Consider the following 23,293-nt stretch of genomic DNA (forward strand, 5'->3'; position numbering starts at 1 on the left):
TTCGTTGCGTAGGCTGGCAGTTGGTGTGGTGCTGGTCCTGCTTTGTTGGGATAGCCGAGCGGCGGCTGCGCCTGAGTCACCTGGGCGGCGTGGCCGCCGCGTGGCTTTCATAGCCGTAGAAAAATTGCCAGCTGCTGCCAGTAAAGAGCTGCGGCTCAATTGTTGGGCTGCGTTCTGCTGTCGGCTGTTTTTCCGGTTGGCCTTCTCCGCAGGGGCGCTTAAGGCAGAGCTGGCCGTGCCCGCTGGCCGCCGCGCAGCCGCAGAAGCCAGGCTTGCTGCAGTGCCATCCGTATTGTCAGCGGAAGCTATGGTTTTCAGGGAGCGGCGGGTGGGGCTGTCCAGGCCAGCCACTGGCAGTACCGCTACCCGACGGCGCCGCTTTTCGCGTGATGCCGTGGGCCAGCCAGCTGCGGCTAAGCCTTGGGCTGTAGACGGTGAGCCGGTGGGCGCTGAGGCGGGCGCAATCGAGGCCACCGCGTCGACTGGGTTGTCCGACGGGCGTGTTGGCAGGCTGCTTGCCGATGCTGGTGCTTCCTGCGCCCTGGCCTGAGACCCGAGGCCTGGCGTAGAGGCCGGCGCCTGGGAACCCACTGTAGGAGCCGGCTGCCGCAGTGCTTGCTGAGGGCGAGCAGCTATTCGGGCCGGTGTGGCTGCAGTGGCCGGCTGCACTTGCTCGGCTGCGTGATGGGCGCGGCTGCTGGCCTGAATACGCGGCCAGAGCAGCCATACCAGGGCTATTACCCCCACCACGGCCATTTCGCCCGCAAAAAACTTCCACAGCCGCAGCCGGAACTGGCGCTCCATAGCGTCCTTGTCCAGCTTCGCATCCAGGCGCAGCCAGGCGTCGAGCGGAAAAGGCTCCGGCTCGGGCTCAGCAGGAGCCAGCCGACGAAAGGCGTCGTCTATCTCTTCATCCGACCACATAACGCGCTTTTTCTTGGGTGGAACACTGGGCCAGCATGCTACGCAGGTGGGCGCGGGCCTTGAATAAATTCGACTTCGATGTGCCGACGGATATGTTTAGCTTTTCGGCAATTTCCTCGTGGCCAAAGCCATCAATAACGTTGAGGTTGAACACGGCGCGGTAGGCTGGTGGCAGGCGCTGCACCAGGGCCAGCAGCTCGTCGTAGCTCAGGGTGTCGAGTGGCGTGGCGCCGCCGTCGGCCTGGTTCAGAGTTACATCGTCGAGCTCCTGCTGGTGCTGGTGGCGCTCGTTGGCCCGGTAGTGGTCGATGGCCGTGTGTATCATGATGCGCTTGAGCCAGCCGCGGAAGGAGCCCGCCACGTCGTTGGGGTGGCGGCTGGCATCGAAGCGGTGCAGGTCGCGGAACACTTTCAGAAAGCCATCGTTGGCTGCTTCCATGGCCTGGTCGCGGTCGCGGGCGTAGCGCAGGCACACCGACATGGCAAAGCCATGGAACTGCCCGTACAGCCGGCGCTGAGCCAGCCGCTCCTGCCGCTGGCAGGCCTCCAGCAGCTCGGGCAGGGTAGGGGCAGAATCGGGGGGTAAGACGCGCATGGAGCGGGCAATAGTCGGGCTTCTACTTGACCACTCGGAAGGTACCGAAAAAAGGTTGCCTATAAAAAAAGCCCGGCTTGAGGCCGGGCTTTTTTCAATGAACAATGAGCAATGAACAATGCGCAGTGAGCAGCTAGAACGTCATTGTTCACTGTTCATTGCTCATTGCCTACACGGTAGCCGCGGTGTTCAGCTTGGGAGCATCGCCGGGCGTAGTGGTTACATCCTCACCTGCAGCAGCGCGCTCGCGGATTTCCTTCTTACCGTAGGTGTCGAGGATAATCGGCGTGGCGATGAACAGCGAGGAGTAGGTACCGAAGATTACCCCGATAATCATGGCGAAGGAGAACGAGCGCAGGGTCTCGCCGCCGAAGATGTAAAGCACCACTACTACCAGGAATACCGTGGTGAACGTAATCATGGTACGCGAGAAGGTCGAGTTCAGGGCCGGGTTCACCACCTGGGCGAAAGTCAGCTTGGGGTTCTCGCGCAGGTACTCGCGGATACGGTCGTAGATAACCACGGTGTCGTTCATCGAGAAGCCGATGATGGTGAGCACGGCGGCCACGAAAATCTGGTCCATCTCGTAGTTCAGGCCAAACACGCGGGCGATGGGGTAGGCGGCAATCACCAGCAGGGCATCGTGGAACAGGGCCACGACGGCAGCCATGGAGTACTGCCACTTCTCGAAGCGGAACAGTACGTACACGAAGATGCCCAGCAGCGTGAGGCCCAGCGACAGCATGGAGGTGCGCTTGATGTCGTCGGCGATGGTGGCGCCCACTTTCGAGGTCGACTTAATTTCCGGCGCATCGGCCGAGAACTTCTGCAGGCCGTTGTTGAGGGCAGTTACTACGCGGGCATCAGCGGCTACGCTTTCGTCATCGGCCAGGTAGCCGGTGGTGATACGCAGGCGGTTGGGGGCGCCAAACTGCTTTACTTCGAGGCCAGCGCCCTCGAAGGAAGGGCTGATGGCGTCGCGCACGTCCGAAGCAACCATGTCTTTGTTGAAGTCAACCACGTAAGCGCGGCCACCCATAAAGTCGACACCCAGGTTGGGCCCACCCTGTACAGCCATCAGCACGAAGCCGATGATGATGAAAACAGCCGAGAAGGTGTAGGCAATCTTGCGCTTGCCCACGATGTCGAAGTTCAGGTTCTGGAACAGGTTGCGCGAGAGGAAGGTCGAGAAGGAAATCTTGCTGGTTTCCTTGCCCTTGGTCAGCCACTCGATGATGAGGCGCGACACGAACACGGCAGCCAGGAACGAGGTCAACACGCCGATACCCAGCGTAATGGCGAAGTTCTGTACCGGACCCGTGCCGAAGAAGCCCAGAATCACGGCAATCAGCATGGTCGTCACGTTGGAGTCGAAGATAGCCGAGAACGCGCGGCTGTAGCCTTTGGCAATGGCATCCTGCAGCCCCAGGCCGTGGTTAAGCTCTTCGCGGATACGCTCGAAAATCAGCACGTTCGCATCCACCGACATGCCGATTACCAGAATCAGGCCGGCGATGCCGGGCAGGGTGAGGGCAGTACCAAACTGGGCCAGTACCCCCAGGATGAGGAAGAGGTTGAAGAGCAGCGCTACGTCGGCTACCATACCAGCCCGGCCATAGTACACGGCCATGAACAGCATGATGATTACCACACCGGCCAGCGACGAGTACAGGCCCTGGTTGATGGCTTCGCGGCCCAGCGACGGGCCTACTACGGCTTCTTCTACAATGCGCGTGGGAGCGGGCAGCTTACCGGCTTTCAGCACCTGGGCCAAGTCCTGCGCTTCTTCGATGGTGAAGTTGCCCGAGATGCTGGTGTTGCCACCGGCAATCTCGCTCTGTACCACCGGGTCGGAGTACACGTAGTCGTCGAGCACGATGGCAACCTGACGGCCGATGTTGGCAGCCGTCATCTTCTGCCAGCGGCGGGCACCCGAGGGGTTCATGCCTACGCTAACCTCGGGGCGGCCGCCCTGGTCGTAGTCCTGGCGGGCGTCCGATACCACTTCACCCGTGAGGGGGGCGGCACCGCCGTTGCGGTCTTTCTTCACCGGCACCAGGCGCAGGAACTCCTGCTTGTCGAGGGTGATGGGCTTGGCCGACCACAGCAGGCTCAGGTTGGGGGGCAGGGTGGCGCGGGCTTCGTCCGAGCGCAGCAGGGCGTTCATGCGGGCGGTGTCGCGCACGTTCACACCCAGGCCACCGGGCATGGTGAACAGGCGGGAGAGGGCGCCGCCTTTGTTAGCAGCGGCCGAGTCGGTCTTGGCTGCGGCCGTAGCCTTGTCTTTCTTGGCGAGCTGAGCAGCCAGTGAGGTCGAGTCGCCAGCGGCGGCAGTAGCAGCCGTGTCGGTTGTAGCAGCAGTGGTAGCATCGGTGTTGCCGCTGGCCTTGGCCAGGGCTTCTTTGGCGGCCAGGGCCTGGTCGAGCTGCATCAGGTAGGGGCCTACTTCGTTCTGGGCCCATACTTCCCAGAACTCCAGCTTGGCCTGGCCCTGCAGCAGCTTACGCACGCGGTCGGGGTTGTCGACGCCGGGCAGCTCAATCTGCAGGCGGCCGGTGCCTTTCACGCGCTGAATGCTGGGCTGGTTCACGCCGAACTTGTCGACGCGGGTACGCAGGATGTCGAAAGAGCGGTCGATAGCTTCTTCCACTTCCTTGTCGATGGCGCCAATCACCTTCTCATCGGTCGAGTTGATGTCGATGCCACGGCCTTTGTTGGTGGTGTTGGCGAAGATGCGGGCCAGGGGCTTGCCGGGGGCCAGCTCGCGGTACTGCTGGGCAAACAGCGCCGTGAAAGGCGTGCCCGAGTTGGTTTTCTGCAGCTGCTGGGCGCGGGAAATGGCCTGGTTGAAGGCAGGGTCTTTGGAGTTGCCGCTCATGGCGCGCACAATCTCTACCGGCGATACTTCCAGGGTTACGTGCATGCCGCCTTTCAGGTCGAGGCCCAGGCCGAGCTCGCTCTGACGCACGTCGCGGTAAGTGTAGGGGCCGAATACGGGTGCCCGCCACACCGAGTCGAGGTAGTGCTGGCGCAGCTTCTCGTCGAGCTTGCCGTTTTTGGTGGCATATGCCACCGCTTTGTCCTGTACCCCGCGCGAGACGTAGGTGAAGAACAGGAAGTAGCCGCACAGCGCCGTCACGATGACGGTCAGGGCAATGATTAGTCCTTTGTTACGCATTCTGAAAACAATTAGCAATTAGTAATGAACAATGAGCAATGCTGAACAACAACGGGCAATAAGCCAGTCACAACCAGCCGCCGGGGTACGGCAGCCAATTGTTAATTGCTCATTGTCCATTGTTAATTGTTACTAGGGGGCCTGCGGCGACAGCACCACGGCCAGCAGGCGGGTGCGGAAAACCTCGCCGGCGAATACCACGGCGCAGAGGCGCGGGGCCCGCAGGGCGCGGCGCACGGCGGGTAGCCAGGCGGAAGTAGCCGGGCGCGGCAGCCAGGCATCGGCTGCCGGAGCTACAAAGTGCTCCAGGGAAGCCGTGGCTTCCAGTAAAACCTTCTGTTTAACTACCGTAACCTTGGGCGGCGCCTCAAAGCGGGTCTGCCCCTTGGGGGCCGGCAGCCGCAGCACGCTCACCGCCCGCTGGTTCAAACCCAGCACCAGCAGCACCGAGGCCAGGAGCAGGCCAAAGCGCAAATGGGCTAAAAAGGAACGGCGGAGAAAGGGCATAATCCGGACAGAGCTACAAATATAGTCCTTTCGGGCCGTAAGGCAAGCAGGAGCGGTGTGGGTTTGATGAAGTCCGTCGGCAATGTGCCCTGCGGCCCTCTGCTCACCTCAGCGCCTCAAAGGTGTACTGGGCATCGGTCCAGAACGCATCCAGGGCTACAATACGGGGCTTGAAGAAGGATATCAGTGCCGGCCAGCTTTCCCGGTTAAAGACGTTGACGCCGCTCTGCTCCCGGTAGATGCGGGCCAGCGGCTGCCCGTGGGCATCCATGGCCTCCGGCTCCCAAATCCACTCCTCGCCCAGGGTTTCGTGCAGCAGGGTTTTCAGCTCCAGAAACTGCTCGAAGAACAGCTCCCGGATGCCCGCGTCCGGCTGCGTCATCTCAATGGCAATGGAAGCCTGCCGGTTGTCGGCCTGCATGCGGAAATACAGGTTTTTGATGCCGGTCTTGTAGTTAATCCAGTTCACCGGCCAGCCCTCGGCCGAGGGAACGGGCGTCATGTACTGCCCGAAGGTGGTCCAGAACGCCTGGCGCAGCTGCGAGGCTTCGGCTTTGGTATACACCGCTTCGTGCTTACTGGGCCTGGGCCAGCTGTTCGGCCACCTTGCCCCGCAGGAAGCCCACCAGCACTTCCAGGCCCTTGTCGAAGTGCTGGTTGTTGGGTACCACGATGTCGGCGTCGTGCTTGTAGGGCGCGATGTACTTCTCGTAGGTGGGCGCTACGTGGTGGGTGTAGCGGTAGAGCACGTCGGCCAGGTCGTAGCCCCGCTCGTCGCGGTCGCGGATGATGCGGCGGTGCAGCTTCACGTGCTCCTGGGCGTCGATGTACACCTTCAGGTCGAGCAGCTTGGCAATTTCTTCGAAGTGAAATACGAAGATGCCTTCCACCACCACAATGGGGGCCGGCCGGAACACCAGCTCCTTGGGCTTCACGGCCGCGTTGTTGAAGGTGTACTCCAGGCGGCGCACCTCTTCGCCCTGGCTGATGCGCAGCACGTCGGCCGCATAGGAAGCGGCATCGATGCTGCTGGGCAGGTCGAAGTTGTGTACGCCCTGCGAGTCAATCAGCTGATTTTCGCGGGGGTGGTAGTAGTTATCCTGCGAAATCAGGCAGATGTGCTCTTCGGGAAAAGACGACAGCAGGCGGCGCAGAAACGTAGTTTTGCCCGAGGCGCTGCCGCCGGTAATGCCAACAAGGTAGGGGTGACGCATAGGAAGGCAAAGGTAAGGCAGCGCGGGATAGGGTAGAAGGGAATAGGAAATAAGGAAAGCATTTTCCCGACCTGCGGTCTACCTATTCCTTATTCCCATTTAAAAAAGCCAGCAAGCCCGCCACAGCCCGGGCGCGGTGGCTGATTTGGTTTTTCTCGTCGCTGCTCATTTCAGCGAAGGTGCGGCCGTCGCCCTCGCGGGGCGCAAACACAGGGTCGTAGCCGAAGCCGGCGCTGCCGCTGGGCTGCTCGGTGATGTAGCCTTCTACGGCGCCTTCAAACTCGCGCAGGCTGCCATCGGCGCTGGCCAAAGCCACTACGGTGCGGAAGCGGGCCGAGCGGTCGGCCTGCCCGGCCAGCTCGCGCAGGAGCTTGGCTACGTTGTCTTCGGCCCGGCGCTGGGGCCCGGCGTAGCGGGCCGAGTATACGCCCGGCTCCCCGTTGAGGGCCGCAACCTCCAGGCCCGTGTCGTCGGCAAAGCAGCCCACCCCGTAGTGCTGGCGTACGTACTCGGCCTTTTGCCGGGCATTGCCTTCGAGGGTGTCCTGGGTTTCCGGCAGCTCCTCGCGGCAGCCAATGTCCTCCAGGCTGAGCAGCGTGAAGCCCACCGGAAGCATGGCCCGGATTTCATCCAGCTTGTGAGCGTTATTGGAGGCGAAGCAGATTTCAAGCTTCTGGTCGCTGGTTCCTGGTTGCTGGTTGTTGCTCATAGGGTAAAAAGAGACGGAAAAGGGTACAAAAAAGCCGGCTAGGGCCGGCTAAGCTAAAGGACCAGTTAAGAAACCAGAAACCAGCAACAAGAAACGAGCAACCTGAGGCAGGCTACCGGAACATGGACTTGATAGTGCCCCAGGAGCGCTGCACGGCGCTGGGCGTGCCGGCCAGAATGGTGGTGTAGCTCTGTTCGCCCCCACCGGTACTGCGCACCGTGAGACGGTAGGTGAAAGGGCCACTGGCCGAGGGGTTGGCCACAGTGCCCGCGCCGGTGACGCGGTACACGTTGGTATCCAGAAACTGGTAGCGGCGCTGACCCGTGGGCATGGTGTTGCTCACCAGGCTGAAGCTCGACTCGGAGGCGGCTTTGCGGTAGAGGTCGAAGCTGCTGACGTCGGTTTCGCTGCTTACTTCCCACTCAATCCGCACGTTGGAGCCGTCGTAAGATGCCGTAAATAGTGTAACCGTAACGGCCAGGGCAAGGGTAGTGCTCAGCAGCACCAGCAGCAAGGCCGCCGCGCCGGAGCGGCGCATCAGACGAGAGACGAGTACGGAGTATAGCACGCGCAGCAACGGCCCCTGGTGTGGGCCGGATATCAAATGTACAACCTTTTTCCCTTAGATACTAGTTGGCCCGCGAAAGTTGCCTGGCACCTGCTAAGTCGAAAATATCGGCCCGAAGGTTGGCTGTTTCGGAGCTAAGCTGTACTTTTGCAGTCCCTTCCGCAAAATCGGCAGGGTTCAACGGTAAAACAGGCCCTTCGATATGAAAAAAGACACGCACCCCGAGTATCAGGAAGTAGTATTTCAGGACACTTCCTCGGATTTTAAGTTCATCACCCGCTCCACGATGAAGCCGACCGACACCATCACGATGGAAGACGGCAAAACGTATCCGCTGGTGAAGATTGAAGTTAGCAGCGCTTCGCACCCCTTCTACACCGGCAAGAACGTGTTTATCGACACCGCTGGCCGCGTAGAGAAGTTCATGAACCGCTACAAGAAGAAGTAATTCTTTTAGTTGTCAGGGTCTAGTTGTCAGTTGTTAGGCTGACGACCAGACTTCGAGAAAGCTCCCGACAGCTCGCTGTCGGGAGCTTTTGTTTTTAAATGTGCCGAACTTTGCCGCCAGGTTTAAGACGGAAGCCAACTCCAGAATCCTGACAACTGACAACGAGCAACTGACAACCAACTTTATGCACGTCCTCCTGTTCGACGACCCGGCCATCCGGCCCCATCTGCTGCCCTTCACCTTTACCCGTCCGGTGGCGGCCCTGCGTTGTGGCATCCTCACCATTGCCGAGAAATGGCAGCAGCGCCTGGGCGCCGGCAGCGTGGGCTACCTCACCCAGCCTTACCTGCAGGCCAAGTATGCGGCCGGCCAGGTAAGCGGCCCGGCGCTGGTCGTAAACGGCGCCGTGTGCCCCGACGAGCTACTGGCCCGGCAGGTGCAGGCCCTGGCCCCCGGCGAAGGACTCTACGACGGCGAGCTGCTGGTGGCCGCCCACCTGGCCGACGCCAGCCTGGTGGCCGAGCTCATTCAGGATGGCCTCAGCAACACCCGGGAAGTAGCCGAGCCGGTTACCGTTATCAGCCGGCCCTGGCACCTGTTTCTGAACAACGGCGCCGAAATCCGCCGCGACTTTGCCCTGCTCACCGCCGGCCGTACATCCCAGCCCGTGGGCGACGCCCACACCATCGTGTACGGCGCCGAGAACATCTTTATCGAGGAAGGCGTGAAAATCCGGGCGGCTATTCTCAACGCCGAGGATGGCCCCATCTACCTGGGCAAGAATTCTCAGGTGCACGAGGGCGCCATCATCAAAGGGCCGCTGGCTTTGTGCGAAGGCTCCCACATCAACGCCGGCGCCAAGATGCGCGGCGACAACACCGTGGGGCCGCACAGCAAGGTAGGCGGCGAGGTAGGCAACAGCATTCTGCTGGGCTACAGCAACAAGGGACACGACGGCTACCTGGGCAACTCCGTTATTGGCGAATGGTGCAACCTGGGGGCCGACACCAACACCTCCAACCTGAAAAACAACTACGCCCCCGTCAAAATCTGGAGCCACGTCGCCGGTCGCTTCGTGGATACCGGCCAGCAGTTCTGCGGCCTGATGATGGGCGACCACAGCAAGTGCGGCATCAACACCATGTTCAACACCGGCACGGTGGTGGGCGTGGGGGCCAACATCTTCGGCGCCGGTTTCCCGCGCACCTTCATTCCTTCGTTCAGCTGGGGCGGCTCGGCCGGCTTCGAAACTTTTAAGCTGCCCAAAGTAGCCGAGGTGGCCGAGCGGGTAATGGCCCGCCGCCACCTGGCGTATGATGAGGTAGAGCAGGGCATCATGCAGGAGGTGTTTGAAGCAACGAGTAAGGACCGGATTTGGGAGAAGGCCCAATAGCTGCTATGAAGCCCTTTCTGGTCAAAAAGCTGCGGATTAAGGAGTGGGACGAGGCCGTCTCGGGTCTGTGGCTGGCTGAAAATGAGGAATGGGTATTACTGCGACGCCTTTACGATTACCGGCCTGACGGCTACGTGCTGGTAGCCAAAAGCTATATTGAGTCAGATACCAAAAGCCGCTCTGAGGCTCAAACCGCCCGCGTGTTAAAGCTGAAAGGCATTGACAACGCGGTGCCGGAAGGATTCATGTTTGGGAACGTGGTACAGATGTTTCAGTGTATTCAGCAGCAGTACCAACTGTTCCAGTTTCAGGACGAGGAAGACAGCAGCTTTTGTGGACAGCTTCGTGATTATGATGAAACTGGGTTTCGGATAAACAGCCTCTCACCCCGTGCCGAGCTGGACCTGGATTACGACCTCTGGTTTCGGTTTAATGAGTTGGTAACAATTGATTTTGAGAACGATTATCTGGCCTCGCTGGCGTTGCTGTGGCAGGACAAGGCTCGGCGCAAGTGGAAAATCAACCAGCGCATCCAATCAAACTAAGCCACAGCGAGAGGTTTCTCTACAAATCGTATCATGCTCTTCTCATCCATTCCCGGTCAGGCTGCTGTGAAGCAGGTGCTGCGCCAGTCGGTGCAGCGCCAGCACGTGGCGCACGCCCAGCTGTTTCGCGGCAGCGAGGGCGGGGCGGCCCTGGCCCTGGCCCTGGCCTACGCCCAGTACCTGAACTGCGAGGAGCGGCCCGCCGATGCCGCCGACAGCTGCGGGCACTGCCCGGCCTGCACCAAGATTGAAAAGCTGGCTCACCCCGACCTGAACTTCATTGTGCCGGTGACCACCACCAAAGCGGTGGCCAAGGACGCCACCAGCAGCAAGTTCATGGCCGACTGGCGCAGCTTCGTGCTCGCCAACCCTTACCAGGGCCTCAACGACTGGATGCAGCACATCGGGGCCGAGAACAAGCAGGGTAGCATCTCCAAGGAAGAAGCCGGGCAGCTGCTGCGCCTGGTGAGCCTCAAGGCCTTCGAGGCCCGCTTTAAAATCGTCATCATCTGGCTGCCCGAGCTCATGCACCCGGCTGCGGCCAATGCCGTGCTCAAGCTGCTGGAAGAGCCACCACCCGCCACCATCTTCCTGCTGGTGAGCCACGCGCCCGAGCAGCTGCTGCCCACCATCATCAGCCGGGTGCAGCCGGTGGTGGTGCGCCCCTTTTCCGAGAACGATATCACGGCCTATCTGCACGAGCAGCACCAGGTGCCCGAGGTGAAAGCCCGGCAGGTGGCCCAGCTGGCCGAGGGCAGCCTGGGCGCTGCCCTGGCCTCGCGGGAGCAGAGCGCCGACCACGACTACTTCACCTTTTTCGTGGCCTGGATGCGCCTGTGCTTCAGCTATGGCAGCAAGGCCGCCGACATTCTTAAGCAAAGCGAGGAGTTTCAGAAGCTGGGCCGTGAAAACCAGAAGGAGCTGCTGAGCTACTCGCTGGGCCTGCTGCGCAAGGTATTGCTGTTCGGCATCGACCCGAAGTTCGTGCCCCACCTGGCGGCGGGAGAGCAGCAGTTCATCACTGGCTTCGCCCGCTTCGTAACGCCTCGCAACGCCGACCTGCTCACCAAGGAACTGACTGATGCCCACTACCACATCGAGCGCAACGCCAATCCCCGCATGGTGTTCGTCGACAGCTCCCTGCGTATAGGCGTGTTTTTAAGAATGAATTAAGGCTTAGTTGTCAGTTGTTCGTTGTCAGTTGTCAGCCCGTTCTGACCAAGCTGATTCCAGAACAACCCTGACAACGAACAACTGACAACTGACAACTACCCTATGACTATCCGCCTTGCTACCCGCAGCAGCCGCCTGGCCATGTGGCAAACCGAGCACGTAGCCGGCCTGCTGACTCAGGCGGGCTTTGCCACCGAGATTGTGCCCATGCAAACCACCGGCGACATCGTGCAGGACCGTTCCCTGGCCAAAATCGGGTCCAAGGGCGTGTTTACCGAAGAGCTGGAGCAAAGCCTGCGCCGCGGCGAATCCCACCTGGCCGTACACTCGGCCAAAGACGTGCAAAGCAGCATTCCAGCCGACCTGGAGCTGCTGGCCTTCCTGGAGCGCGAGCAGGTAAACGACGTGGTGCTGAGCTTCGACGAAGACTTCTCCCTCGACAGGCCGGGCATTGTGCTGGGCACCAGCAGCACGCGCCGCAAGGCCCAGCTGCGCCGCTTTTATCCCAACGCAAGCACTGCCGAGGCCCGTGGCAACCTGCAGACCCGCCTGCGCAAGCTGGAAGAAGGCCAGTTTGATGCCCTGGTGCTGGCGTATGCCGGCGTGCACCGCATGGGCTACGAGCATCTGGTGCGCTACGAGCTGCCTACGGGCCAGTTTGTGCCGGCCACCGGGCAGGGCAGCATCGCCATTGAGTGCGCCGCCAGCCTGGATGCCGACCTCAAGACCCGCTTGAAAGCGGTGCTCGACCACCCCGCCACCCACACCTGCCTGCTGGCCGAGCGGGCCTTCCTGCACACCATGGAAGGCGGCTGCAGCATTCCTTCCTTTGCCCTGGCCACGCTGAGCGAGCGTGGACAGGTGCGCCTGCACGGCGGCCTCATTAGCCTCGACGGAGAGGAATATGTGGAGGAAATACAGACGGCAGACAGTCCGGCAGGCGCCTGGCAGCTGGGCACCCGCGTGGCCGAGGCCGTACTGGCCCGCGGCGGCCGGCAGATTCTGGACAGCATCCGCTCCGGGCGGGCGTAGCGCCTGAGACGAGCCAGCCGCCCGCGTATTCCCGTATTTTTGCGCTGAATTCAACTCTTGTTTACTGCTTATAATGCTCCATTATCGTCGTTTTATCTCCGGCATCCTGTCAGCTGCCGCCCTTATGCTGGTAAGCCAGGCTACCCTGGCGCAGTCGGCGGAAGCACCGGTCGCCGAAAAGCAAGCCAAGGTTAAAAAGGTAAAGGTCAGCGGCAAGGATGAGGTGGTGACTATCATCACCACCTACGGCGACATTCGCCTGATTCTGTTTCAGGACACGCCCCTGCACCGCGCCAACTTCCTCGAGAAAGCCAGCAGCGGCTTTTACAACGGCACCACGTTTCACCGCGTGATTCAGGACTTCATGATTCAGGGGGGCGACGCCAACTCCAAAGACGCTGACCCCAGCAACGACGGCATGGGCCAGCCCAACGAGACCACCATCCCGGCCGAGTTCAGCGCCGGCCACAAGCACGACTACGGCGCCCTGGCGGCTGCCCGGCAGGGCGACTTTGCCAACCCGCAGAAGGCCAGCAGCAACTCACAGTTCTACCTGGTGCAAAACCGCAACGGCACGCACTTCCTCGACGGTCAGTACACCGTGTATGGTCAGGCAATTCAAGGGCTGGATGTAATTGACAAAATTGCCAAGGTCACGAAAGACGGCCGCGACCGGCCCACTACCGACGTGAAAATGACCATGAAGGTGGAAAAGCTGAAGAAAAAGAAAATCACCAAGCTCTATGGGTATAAGTATTAGCTAGGGAAAGGGGATAGGGTGGTAGTATCCCTTATCCCTTTCCCTTCAACCCTATACCTTTTCCCCTCCTTAAGCGAAGCGTATATGAAGGTGCTGGTGACGGGCTCGAATGGCTTGCTGGGGCAGAAGCTGGTGCAGCGGCTGCAGCAACTGCCGGGTGTGGAGCTGGTTGCTACCTCCCGGGGGGCCAACAAGCTCGCCGGGCTTTATCCCGGCCTGCGCTTTGTGCCGCTGGATGTAACCGATGCCGGGCTGGTGGAGCAGGTGCTGGCCGACGAGCAGCCCACGCATCTTATTCACACGGCTGCTATGACCCAGGTAGATGAGTGCGAGCTAAATCAGGAAGCCTGCTGGCTGCAAAACGTGACAGCCGTGGAGCATCTGGTGGCGGCCTGCGCACAACGCGGCGTTCACCTGACTCACCTGAGCACCGACTTCATTTTCAGCGGCAAGGAGGGACCCCTGCGCGAAGATGCCCGCCCCGAACCGGTTAACTTTTACGGTCAGAGCAAGCTGGCAGCCGAGCAGTGCGTGCAGGCCAGCCCGGGGCCCTGGGCCATAGCTCGCACTGTGCTGGTGTATGGCGTGGCCCACGACTACGGCCGTACCAACATCGTAACCTGGGTGCGCGACTCGCTGCGGGCCGGGAAAGCCATTAAGGTGGTCGACGACCAGCTGCGCACGCCTACCCTGGCCGAAGACCTGGCCGAGGGGTGCTGGCTGCTGGCACGGCACCGTGCCCAGGGCATCTACCACATCAGCGGCGAGGAGATGCTTACCCCCTACGGCATGGCGCTGCGCGTTGCCGACTACTTTGGGCTGGATAAAGGCCTCATTGAGCGCGTGGACAGCAGCACGTTCAGCCAGCCGGCCCGGCGGCCCCTGCGCACGGGCTTTATCCCGGAAAAGGCCCGGCGTGAGCTGGGCTATGTGCCGCATGGCTTCGAGCAGGGCATTGCCATGGTGGCTGAGCAGAGCAGGCAAGGCAGCTAAAGCATGTGCCAGGGCAGGGGATAGATTCAGAAGTGGATAGTCAAAGGTTAAAAACAAATGAGTCTGTGCGTTAACCTGCGGATTCTTCCCAAAGCATACTTCATTCAGAGGACCGCTGCAAGCCCGGTGCGGCGTGCTGCCGGGTAAAAAATAAAAAGCCCGCCGGGGTAGCGGCGGGCTTGCTCAGCGGGGTAGACGAAGAGCTTTACTTCCTCACGGGTATTGGGTAGAATACGCTACTGGATAGCCACTTGTATGGTAGACGCAGCATCCAGAAAGCGGCAGGAAGTACTTTGTGTGGCCTTATATTCCACTGCTGGACCACATTCCTACTGACTGCTCCCGGCTAGCTTCGCGACTGGTAGTGCAGCGCGACTTCCCCCAAAGCGCGTGGGTCTGCACTACCAGTCGGCGAAGCATAGCCTAACTCAAGCTACCATGCGGGCCCGTTTGGCCTGCATTCCGGTTGTTGCTTTTTGGTCCACGTAAGACACAATAAGCAAATTCGTTACAAATCGGCGAGAGCCGCGGAAGTAGCTGCTTGAATTAAGGTGCGTCCCGAAATCGATACAATATTAAAGCGGTCAATAGCCCTGGGAAAGGAAAGACTAGCTATAAATGTGACATATGCTCAGCCAATTTTTCTGTTTACAATGTTCAAGCAAAAATTAATAAAATCTAGTCTGCAATGCTTTGCCTTGATGAAATGGGCTTTACAAGCAACTTGTAGGGGATTAGACTTTGCATTTTTTCTTCTGTATGTGACAGTAAGCAGCGACTGATGATGTAGCTTTACTTAAAGCTCAGAAGAAATCAACGGGCCAATTGCCGCCGGGCAATGACCTTCAGAGATAGTAAAGTAGCGGCCAGCGGGAGAGCAGGCAAAGCCACCAGCCACCAGGCTTCAGGCGCCAGACGGGCTGAGCTGAGCATGCGGCCCCAGCTGGGAGTGGTAGGCGCAAAGCCAATGCCTAAGAAGGAAAGTGTGTTTTCCATTCCTACCAGTGCTGCAATGCTAAGCGGCAGCGCCGCCCGCAGTACCTGAGCAGCATGGGGCAGCGCATGCCGCCACCAGACCCGGAAAGCGGGCAAGCCAAGGCTATGCGCTGCCTCAACAAAAGAAAGCGCGCTGACCCGCAGCATCTCCGCCCGAACCAGCCGGGCGGTGTCGGGCCAGGTCGTGAGAACCAGCAGCGCCAGCAAGGCTGCAGGTGGGAGGCCCAGGCTGCCTACCGCCAGCACCAGCACCAGCCGGGGCACCGTGCCTAGCAGGGCTGCCGTGCCCAGTAACAGGGCATCGAGGGGTAAAGACAAAGCCGGCATACGAGTACGCAGCCGAGGAAAGGCGTACAGCAGAAGTAGCCCCAGGCCGGCTAATACAGTCAAGGCTTGTCCGATTTGGAAGTAAGGCAGGGCCAGGGCCCACCAGGCTGCCCCCAGACAGAGCAACAGCAACGGCAACGGCCAAGGCATATCGTTGCGCCAAAAACCGGCTGCTCCTCCTGCTAAGGTGCCCAAAGCAGCGGCCAACAGCGCCGCTGGCAAGGTGAAAAGCACTGCTGTGCGGGCCCCAAAAAGCAGGTTAGCCAGCACATCGCGCCCCTGGGCATCGGTGCCCAGCCAGTGCGGGCTGTCCAGGCCGGGCGGCAGGGCAGGCCGGGCCAGGTCGGGCGTGGCGGGCGCAAAAGGCAGGGGCAGGAAAGGAGCCAGCAGGCCCAGGGCTACTACTATCCCCAGCCACAGCAGCGCCAGCTTTTTCGGCCACGGCCAATTCCTTAGCGCTGCCATCGGATGCGAGGGTCGGTTTGAGCATACAGCACGTCGGCGAGCAAAAGCGCCAGGAGGCGGGACGCCCCGGTAATCGCCAGGGCCCCCACCAGCACGGGGTAGTCGCGGGTAGTGGCCGCCGTGACCAGCAGGCGCCCCATGCCCGGGATGGCAAAGATGACCTCCACTACCACAGCTCCGGCAAAAAGGGCCGGCAGCAGTCCAGTAAACTGCGTAAGCAGGGGCAGCAGCGCATTCCGGAGCGCATGCCGGTTCACTACCAGGGCGGTGCTCAGGCCTTTGGCCCGGGCCGTGAGCACATAGGGCAGCCGCAGCTCCTGGGAAATGGCCTGCTCCAGCTGCAGCGTCAGCGCAGGGAGGGCTGTGAGCACCAGGCTCGCCACTGGCAGCACTGCCCGGGCGAGGCCGGAGCCGGTTAGCCCCGGGTTGGTACCGCCAGCTACCGGCGACTCGTACACTGGGAACCAGTCGAGCCAGGCCGGATTCGCAAAAAGCAGCAATAAGGCCATGGCTACCACAAACAGGGGCGGGGCCTGCAAAGCCGTAAGTAGCAGCTGAATTACGCGGCTGTAAGCCGGGCGCCCTGCTGCCAGCCACCGCGCCAGCAGCAGGGCGCCCAAAGTGGTAAGCACAATCGCGGCGCCGGTGAGGGGCAGGGTGTGCGCAAGCGCCTGCCCGATTCGCTCGCTTACCGGCTGGCCGGTACGGATAGAGTAACCCAAGCGGCCCCGCAGCACTTCCCCCGCCCAGCGGTGGTACTGATTGTGCGTGCCGTGCCATTGCCAGCGGGCGGGAGCAGCGCGGGGCAGGGCGGGGCGGCTCACATAAAACAAGGGCAGGTCCAGGCCCAGGCGCTGCCGGTAGGCGTACCGGGCCTGCTGCCGGGCTGCCGGGCGGAGACCTGGGCTGGCAGTGGCGGGGTCGGCAGTATCGGGCAAGGCCAGCTGTTCGGCGCCGGGCCCCAGGTGGCTGAGCAGAAAAACCGCGGAGGCCAGCAGCCAGATGCCTGCCACAGTCTGCGCCAGGCGCCCTAGTAACCACCTGCTCATGAGCCTATGGGGCCGTGGCCGACGGAGAAGTGCGGCGGATGGTAGTTGCCATATAGCCCGGCTTCAGCCCCGACACATGCAATCCGGTAAGGTCGCGGCTGGCCACTACCCGGGTGGGCAGGAAAAAAAGCGGAACCAGGGGCATGTCGTCCTGCAGCCGGGCCTGGAACCTGCGCAGCAGCATGGCCTTTTGTGCCGGGGTTTCTGCGCGGGCCACCGCTTCAATAAGCTGGTCGCTGGCCGGTGTGCCGTAGCCGGTCATGTTGCCCTGGCCTACAGACTCCGAGTGCAGGATAGGCGCAAAGTTGAACACAAAAGGGTTGCCCTTGAGCGTGCGCACATACAGGTCGAAGTCGCCGCTGTGCAGGGCCGGGTTAAGCAGGGAGGCTTCCGTAGGCTGCAGCACTACGGGAATCCCGAGCTGGGCAGCGGCGGCCCTGAATTGCAGGGCAGCGGTTTCGAACGTGGCTTCGTCGGAGCGGTAGCGCAGCTTCAGCTGCAGCAGCTGAGGCTTGGCACCTCGCCGCATCCTTTGCCACCCACCGGCGGGCTGCCGCTGCCAGCCGGCAGCTTGCAGCAGCTGCCCGGCCGCCTTGGGGTCGAAGGGTGTTAAAGGCAGGCTGTCGTTGTAATTGGCCCGGTCGGCGGGACTTATCAAGCCAACCGTACGGGTGCCGGTGCCCAGCTGCGTGGCCGCCAGCAGGCCGGCCGCATCAAACAGGCGGCTCAGCGCCCGGCGGGTGGCCGGGTCGGCAAGCGCGGGGCGGCGGGTGTTAAAGCCCGCGGTTACGACGTCGTAGGAGGGCGCCGAGTAAAACGCCAGCTTTTCCCGTAGGCTGGCCATGCGCTGCAGGCGTTGAAATTCCCGGGCCGGCACTGCGGCGTAAAGGTCGACTTCGCCGCGCTGCAGGGCCAGCGAGGCGGTGGCGTCGTCGGGAATAATAGCGTATTCGAGCTGCGGCGGATAGGCACTCAGCATCTCGGGCCAGGGCTGTATCTGGTCGGCCCACCAGTTGGGCTTGCGCTTAAAGTGCAGATACTGGTCTTTTTCCCAGCTCACCAGGTCATAGGGCCCACAGCCGGCTATATAGCCCGGGCCTGGCTTCTGGAATACGGCCTGGTAGCGCCGGGCAAAGCCGGCGAGCATGGAATCGGCGGGAGCCGATGCGGGCCGGTTCTGCAGCTGCGTTAGCGACAGCGCCCTGAGCCGGTGCTCCGGGTCTAGCGACGCCTCGGAAAGCACCGGAAAGTCGCCGGCTCTTTTGGCCAGCTCCGGGGACTGCCCCCGGCACACCAGGGTAAAGCGACGAGGGTCGGCATCGTCCAGACGAAGCGCCTCAATAAAGGCAAACTGCAGCCGTGCACCTTCGTTGGGTAGCCCCGGGCAAAACATGAGCTTCAGGGTGAAGTCTATGTCCTGGGCCAGTACCGGCTGGCCATCGTCCCAGCGGGCCTGCGGCCGTAGGCGGAAGCTTAGCCGGGTCAGCGAGTCGCCTACGGGCGTAACCGTTGGGAACGCCTCTACCAGTAGCGGTACGACTTTGTCTTGCAGCAAATCATATTGCAGCAGTCCGCAGTAGAGCAGGTTGGCGGCGTCGGAAGCCTGCTGATTGGGAAGTACCAGCGGGTCCAGGTTTTCGGGGTCGTGCGACCAGCGGATGCGAATGGGGCGCGAGGCTTCGGGGTGAGAACGGCAGCCCGTTGACGACAGCGCTGCTGCAATGGCCAGCACCAGCGAAGCCCAAAGACAATACTTCATGCAGGGGATGTATGCACCTTCCAGGTGGGTAGGCCGGCAAGGTAAGCAGCGAAATGGAAAGCCCGCCAGGCTTAGTTGCCGCCAGTACCAGTGCCAGTGCCGGTTCCAGTGCGCGGGGCATCATTTCCCCAGCTGTTTGTGCCATTCCCGGTTTCTGCAGCCGTAGTTGTTGTGGTCGTAGTAGTGGAGCTAGTCTGGCTCTGGGTAGCCGAATTCAGGGTGCTGGAGCCGCTGATAGCTGCCAGCTGGAGCAGTGCGATGGTAACGAGTTCAAGCATGACCTTAGGGTTTAAATATTTGTGTTTGAGGAGTTAACAACACAAATCTGAGGTCCGCCAATTGCGAATGAAAGGAAACTCTTACGGTAAACGTGACTTAAATTATCCTGAGAAAAATTTTTGTCTTACTCAGTGGAATGAAATTTACCGCGCTTAAAGCTTAATTAGTGCATCTAAGCAGCGGGTTTACTAGCAGATAAAATAAAATTTTGTGACTTCATCTGTCTGATGTGGGCAGAATAATGCACCTTACAAAGGTGCTGGGGCATACGCCAGAGCAGAAAGGAAAAACCTGTGTTATTTGTGACATTAGATTTAGCCGTGGTAGGCTCAGGTAATTGTTGTTTCAGGCGCTTTTTTGAGGTTTCTATATGGATGAAATTGCCAACCTTGCTCGTATTGTGACATTACGCCGGGCTTCTTCTCCTCCTCTATTGAACCTGGACGAGGCCAAGCCCAGCAAAGAAGTACAGCTGGTAAACGCGCTGGTGAAGACCACCGGCGTGACGCAGCAGCAGCTGGTGCGCGAGCTGTACGGCAGCACCGGCAGCGCCAATGCCGTGGCGTTCCGCAAGCTTCGCTCGCGGGTGCAGACCAAGCTGCTCAATCACCTGTTTTTTCTCGACCACAGCGACCCGCGGCATATCGTGACCCGGCGCTACGAGATGCAGGTGCTGGGGCTGTTTCATCAGGTGAGTGCCCTGTACGCCGAAGGCGAGTACGTGCTGTCGGCCCGCCTGCTGCGCAAGTGCCTGCGCCTGGCCGAAGAAGGCGAGTTTACCTGGTATAGCCTGCAGGCCGCCAGGACCCTGCGGGCCATTTATGCCGACCAGGGGCAGGCGGCCAGCTACCGGGCCATTGAAAAGAAGCTGGCCAAGCTGCAGCAGCAGCTGGGCTGGGAGGAAGAGGTTGAGCGGCTGAATGCGGAAGTCAAGCTTCTTTTCGTGAGCACAGTGGCTTCGCGCCGGGCTAATATGGCCAAGCTGCCGGCTTACATCAAGCAGATTGAGGACCTGCACCGACGGGCCCGCTCCTATAACACCTTTTTTCCGCTCTACCGTTTGCGGCTGGCGCAGGAAGAGGCCGTTGGCAACTACTCTGAGATTATCAACATCACCACCGACGCGGCCCGGCGCCTGCAGCAAGGCAAGCTGAATGAAAGACGCTTCGACAAGCGGTTCAACAATTTCATGAGCGTTTATGCCCACCTGCGCGGCGGGCAGGCCGTGCGGGGCCTGAAGCTGGCCGAGGTATACGCCCGCGACTTCCACCACTCTTCTACCAACTGGTTTTATTTCCACGAGCACTACCTGCTGCTGGCCCTGCACGCCGGGCAGTACGAGCGGGCCCAGCGCATTCTGCAAACGGTAAGCAAAAACCAGTCTTACCCCAAGCAGCGGCCGGCTGCCCAGCAGCGCTGGGAGCTGTTCCGGGCCTACGTGGAGTTTTTGCAGCCCACGCCGGCCGCGCCGCTGAAAGCCCGCAGCATTGCCCAATGGGCGTTGATGATACCTGAGTACAACCGCGATAAGCGGGGGCACAACGTGGCCATTCTGGTGCTGCAGATGCTCTATTACCTGCGCCAGCGTGACCTGGACGCCGTGCTGGTGCGCATGGAGCGCCTGCGCAAGTACCAGCAGCGCCACCTGCGGGAAGCCGCTACCCTGCGTAGCCGGCTGTTTCTGCGCCTGCTGGCGCTGGTGGTGGAGAAAGACTTTGACGCGGACGAGTGCGCCGAAAAAGGGCAGAACATTCTGGCCAAGCTGCGCGCCGCCCCCCAGCCGGGCGAAGCCTACGCCCAGATTGAGATTATCCCGTATGAAAACCTGTGGGCTATCACGCTGCAACTCTTGCGCAATGGGCCCCGCATGGCAGCCCGGCAGCAGGCGTAGAACCGGTAGTGCTGGCCGGGCTGCTTAGCCGCAGGACGCTTGGCTACGCTGGCAGCAAGACCAAGCCCGCCGCAGCGGTTACTGTCTGAGCTATGGCGGGTTGCGCTGCCGCCCGCGCTTCAGCGGTGTTGGAGATAATAAGCAGAGCCACCAGTAGCGTTAGTAGCAGCAGGCCCAGGCGCCGGGCAGGAGTAGCGGATAAGAACAGCTTCATAACAGCAGGGGCGGGCATGGGCCAGCCGATAACGCCCGCAAAGCTGGCATGCTGAGCCGTCTGATGCTGGAAAATACGGCCATTGCCGCGGGCTGCTATGCGAACAATGGGCAGCGCCCGGCGAACGAAAACACCTGGTGCCAAAAACACTGCGCCCGCACTGGCCGCGTACCTTACTTCGCTACCACCTTAAACTCGGTGCGGCGGTTAAGCTGGCGGCCGGCCTTGCTCGTGTTGGGCACCACGGGCTTGGTGTCGCCGTAGCCCACGGCACTGAGGCGGTCGGCGCCGATGCCATGCTGGGTGAGGTAGGTCACCACGGCCTGGGCCCGGCGCTGGCTCAGGTCCTGGTTCATGGCGGGCTTGCCCACGTTGTCGGTGTGGCCGTCCATCTCCAGCTTCAGGGCGGGGTTTTCTGCCATCAGCTTCTGCAGGCGCTCGAGCTCGGAGGTGCTTTCCGGCCGCAGGGTGGCCTTGCCGGTGTCGAAGAAGATATTGCGCAGCACTACGGTGGCGCCCACTTCCAGCTTTTTCAGAGGTATATCCTTCACCACTTCGGCATAGGCAGCGGTGGTGGGCAGGTCAAAGTTTTCGGAGTGGAACAGGTAGCCGTCCTGCCGCACCACAATGCCGTAGTTAGTGCCCGAGGGCAGGCTTACCAGGTACTTGCCGGAAGTGGCGTTGCTGCGGAAGGTAGCAATGCTCTGGCCGGTTACGTTGTCGATGACGTCGATGCCGGCTTCAATGGGCTGTTTGGTGTTGTTGTCGGTAATGGTGCCCTTCAGGATGGTTACCTTGGCCACGGCTACTTCCACGGCCGGGGCCAGCACGGACTGCTTCACCGGCTGCAGGCGCGAGGCCAGCAGCTGGTCTTCCTGGCTGAGCAGGGGCTGCTTTTCCGGGCCCAGGAAGGTGACCCGGTAAATGTCCTTGCCGCCCAGCCCGCCGGGGCGGTCGCTGGAATAGTAGCCGTAGCGCCCCGAGGCCGAAGTCACGAAAAACACGTCGTCGTCGGGGGTGTTGATGGGCCAGCCCAGGTTTTCGGGCTCGCTCCATTTGCCGTCTTCAAACACGGCCTTGAAGATGTCGTAGCCGCCCATGGAGTTGTGGCCTTCCGAGGAGAAGTACATGGTTTTGCCGTCGGGCATCATGAACACGCCTTCTTCGCCGTAAGGCGTGTTGATTTGCGGACCCAGGTTCTGGGCGGGCCCGCGGCCCTCAATCTCCACTTTGTAGATGTCGCGCCCGCCGCGTCCGCCTTCGGGCTTGTCGCTCACAAAGTACAGGAAGCGGCCGTCGGGCGAGTAAGTGGCCGACGACTCGTGGAAGCGCGTGTTGATGCGGGAGCCCAGGTTCAGGGGCTTGCTCCAGCTGTTGCCTTTGAGGTTGGATTCGTTGAGGTCGCCGCCGTTATTTTCCACATATACCAGCATGCGCTGCCCATCGGGGGCCAGGCCTACGGTGGCGTCGTGGCCGTCGGTGTTCACGGGGCTGCCCAGGTTTTTGGCCGGCGTCCAAGCCTTGCCTTTGCGGGTGGCCTGGTAGATGTCTTCAAAGTAGCCGTCGCCGTCCGGGTCTTTTTTGGCTTTGGCATCGGCGGGGCGGCGGGAGGTAATCAGGATAACCGACTCGTCGGCCGATACCACGGGCCCGTAGTCGGAATAAGGAGAATTGATTTCCGGCCCTACGTTGTCGATAAACGCGCGCACGGGGTTTTTCATCAGCTGCTCGCCGTTTTTGCATTCCCGAATGTGGCGGGCCAGGTCGTTGCTGGTCACGGCCAGGTCGTCGCTGCCCTTGGTGCCGGCCACGGGCTTGGCTTCCTGGTACTCCCGGATGGCTTCGGCCCACTTGCCATTGAGGTGGTAGGCCCGGGCCAGCAGGTAGTGCAGGCGGGTGTCGGCCGTGGGGTCGAGGCGGGCGGCTTTCTGCAGGTAGGGCAGGGCCTGGGTTTTGGTGAGTGAGTTGAGGTAGCAGTCGCCAATCTTCACATTCAGCGCCGCGTTGTCGGGGTTGAACTTATGGGCTTCCAGGTAGCTGGTGAGGGCCGTGCCGTAGCGGGGCGGGTCGGCCAGGTAGGCTTCGTCGCCATCCTTCAGGGCCCGCTGGGCTGCTTTAAGCCCTTCTTTGTTGCCAGCAAAGTTGTCTTTGGTAAAAGCCACGCTCTGGGCAGACGCACCAAGCACGGTGCCACTCAACAGCAGGGTCAGCAGAAGGCGGATGAAAGAAGGCATAGCTAAAGGGAAGGAATAGAGGGCCGCGCCCGGATGGTAG

At 61.2% G+C, this 23,293-nt stretch carries 21 protein-coding genes; 8 read left to right on the top strand and 13 right to left on the bottom strand.

Annotated features, from left to right (window positions below):
- Positions 1-910 precede the first annotated feature (910 nt).
- The 7 genes from ABD919_RS21015 to ABD919_RS21045 form a co-directional block, all read right to left on the bottom strand.
- Positions 911-1,519, bottom strand: a complete 609-nt coding sequence (locus ABD919_RS21015) for an RNA polymerase sigma factor (RefSeq protein ID WP_345238046.1) — start codon at positions 1,517-1,519, stop codon at positions 911-913.
- A 169-nt stretch (positions 1,520-1,688) separates the two neighbouring features.
- The gene (gene secDF / locus ABD919_RS21020; protein ID WP_345238047.1) at positions 1,689-4,697 is read right to left on the bottom strand and encodes a protein translocase subunit SecDF; all 3,009 of its coding nucleotides are present in this window, start codon (positions 4,695-4,697) and stop codon (positions 1,689-1,691) included.
- A gap of 132 nt (positions 4,698-4,829) precedes the next feature.
- Positions 4,830-5,204: a hypothetical protein gene (locus ABD919_RS21025; protein WP_345238048.1), complete on the bottom strand. Its 375-nt coding sequence runs from the start codon at positions 5,202-5,204 to the stop codon at positions 4,830-4,832.
- A 103-nt stretch (positions 5,205-5,307) separates the two neighbouring features.
- Positions 5,308-5,769: a DUF4268 domain-containing protein gene (locus ABD919_RS21030; RefSeq protein ID WP_345238049.1), complete on the bottom strand. Its 462-nt coding sequence runs from the start codon at positions 5,767-5,769 to the stop codon at positions 5,308-5,310.
- 10 nt (positions 5,770-5,779) lie between these two features.
- Complete coding sequence (locus ABD919_RS21035; protein WP_345238050.1) at positions 5,780-6,418, bottom strand: uridine kinase family protein; 639 nt, start codon at positions 6,416-6,418, stop codon at positions 5,780-5,782.
- Between the two features lie 82 nt (positions 6,419-6,500).
- Positions 6,501-7,127 (bottom strand): RdgB/HAM1 family non-canonical purine NTP pyrophosphatase, encoded by a 627-nt coding sequence (gene rdgB, locus ABD919_RS21040; RefSeq protein WP_345238051.1) that lies wholly within the window; start codon positions 7,125-7,127, stop codon positions 6,501-6,503.
- A gap of 112 nt (positions 7,128-7,239) precedes the next feature.
- Positions 7,240-7,695, bottom strand: a complete 456-nt coding sequence (locus ABD919_RS21045) for a hypothetical protein (protein WP_345238052.1) — start codon at positions 7,693-7,695, stop codon at positions 7,240-7,242.
- 202 nt (positions 7,696-7,897) lie between these two features.
- On the opposite strand from ABD919_RS21045, the gene ABD919_RS21050 reads away from it, so the two are divergent.
- The 7 genes from ABD919_RS21050 (at position 7,898) to ABD919_RS21080 (ending at position 14,039) form a co-directional block, all read left to right on the top strand.
- Complete coding sequence (locus ABD919_RS21050) at positions 7,898-8,143, top strand: type B 50S ribosomal protein L31 (protein ID WP_345238053.1); 246 nt, start codon at positions 7,898-7,900, stop codon at positions 8,141-8,143.
- A 184-nt stretch (positions 8,144-8,327) separates the two neighbouring features.
- Positions 8,328-9,536, top strand: coding sequence for a GlmU family protein (locus ABD919_RS21055; RefSeq protein ID WP_345238054.1), 1,209 nt, complete (start codon positions 8,328-8,330; stop codon positions 9,534-9,536).
- Positions 9,537-9,541: 5 nt separating this feature from the next.
- Positions 9,542-10,081 (top strand): hypothetical protein, encoded by a 540-nt coding sequence (locus ABD919_RS21060; RefSeq protein ID WP_345238055.1) that lies wholly within the window; start codon positions 9,542-9,544, stop codon positions 10,079-10,081.
- Between the two features lie 33 nt (positions 10,082-10,114).
- Complete coding sequence (locus tag ABD919_RS21065) at positions 10,115-11,254, top strand: DNA polymerase III subunit (RefSeq protein WP_345238056.1); 1,140 nt, start codon at positions 10,115-10,117, stop codon at positions 11,252-11,254.
- Between the two features lie 102 nt (positions 11,255-11,356).
- Positions 11,357-12,286 carry a hydroxymethylbilane synthase gene (gene hemC / locus ABD919_RS21070; protein WP_345238057.1) on the top strand — a complete coding sequence of 310 codons (930 nt, stop codon included), beginning with the start codon at positions 11,357-11,359 and terminating at the stop codon, positions 12,284-12,286.
- A gap of 73 nt (positions 12,287-12,359) precedes the next feature.
- Complete coding sequence (locus ABD919_RS21075) at positions 12,360-13,046, top strand: peptidylprolyl isomerase (RefSeq protein WP_345238058.1); 687 nt, start codon at positions 12,360-12,362, stop codon at positions 13,044-13,046.
- An 84-nt stretch (positions 13,047-13,130) separates the two neighbouring features.
- The gene (locus ABD919_RS21080) at positions 13,131-14,039 is read left to right on the top strand and encodes an SDR family oxidoreductase (RefSeq protein ID WP_345238059.1); all 909 of its coding nucleotides are present in this window, start codon (positions 13,131-13,133) and stop codon (positions 14,037-14,039) included.
- Positions 14,040-14,852: 813 nt separating this feature from the next.
- Here the strand turns inward: ABD919_RS21080 and ABD919_RS21085 are convergent.
- From ABD919_RS21085 to ABD919_RS21100, 4 genes are all read right to left on the bottom strand, one after another.
- On the bottom strand, positions 14,853-15,827 hold the full coding sequence (locus tag ABD919_RS21085) for an ABC transporter permease (RefSeq protein ID WP_345238060.1): 975 nt from the start codon (positions 15,825-15,827) through the stop codon (positions 14,853-14,855).
- A complete protein-coding gene (locus ABD919_RS21090) occupies positions 15,815-16,876 on the bottom strand; it encodes an ABC transporter permease (protein WP_345238061.1) in 1,062 nt (353 codons plus the stop codon). The genes ABD919_RS21085 and ABD919_RS21090 overlap by 13 nt, the downstream gene beginning before the upstream one ends.
- 4 nt (positions 16,877-16,880) lie before the next feature.
- A complete protein-coding gene (locus ABD919_RS21095) occupies positions 16,881-18,635 on the bottom strand; it encodes an ABC transporter substrate-binding protein (protein WP_345238062.1) in 1,755 nt (584 codons plus the stop codon).
- Positions 18,636-18,706: 71 nt separating this feature from the next.
- A complete protein-coding gene (locus tag ABD919_RS21100) occupies positions 18,707-18,913 on the bottom strand; it encodes a hypothetical protein (RefSeq protein WP_345238063.1) in 207 nt (68 codons plus the stop codon).
- Between the two features lie 434 nt (positions 18,914-19,347).
- Here ABD919_RS21100 and ABD919_RS21105 point away from each other — a divergent pair, with 434 nt between their 5' ends.
- Complete coding sequence (locus ABD919_RS21105) at positions 19,348-20,805, top strand: hypothetical protein (protein WP_345238064.1); 1,458 nt, start codon at positions 19,348-19,350, stop codon at positions 20,803-20,805.
- A 43-nt stretch (positions 20,806-20,848) separates the two neighbouring features.
- On the opposite strand, the gene ABD919_RS21110 is transcribed toward ABD919_RS21105, so the two are convergent.
- The gene (locus ABD919_RS21110; RefSeq protein WP_345238065.1) at positions 20,849-21,019 is read right to left on the bottom strand and encodes a hypothetical protein; all 171 of its coding nucleotides are present in this window, start codon (positions 21,017-21,019) and stop codon (positions 20,849-20,851) included.
- Positions 21,020-21,192: 173 nt separating this feature from the next.
- A complete protein-coding gene (locus tag ABD919_RS21115; RefSeq protein ID WP_345238066.1) occupies positions 21,193-23,253 on the bottom strand; it encodes an OmpA family protein in 2,061 nt (686 codons plus the stop codon).
- Between the last annotated feature and the right edge of the window lie 40 nt (positions 23,254-23,293).

Source organism: Hymenobacter saemangeumensis (assembly GCF_039541835.1).
Lineage (GTDB): Bacteria > Bacteroidota > Bacteroidia > Cytophagales > Hymenobacteraceae > Hymenobacter > Hymenobacter saemangeumensis.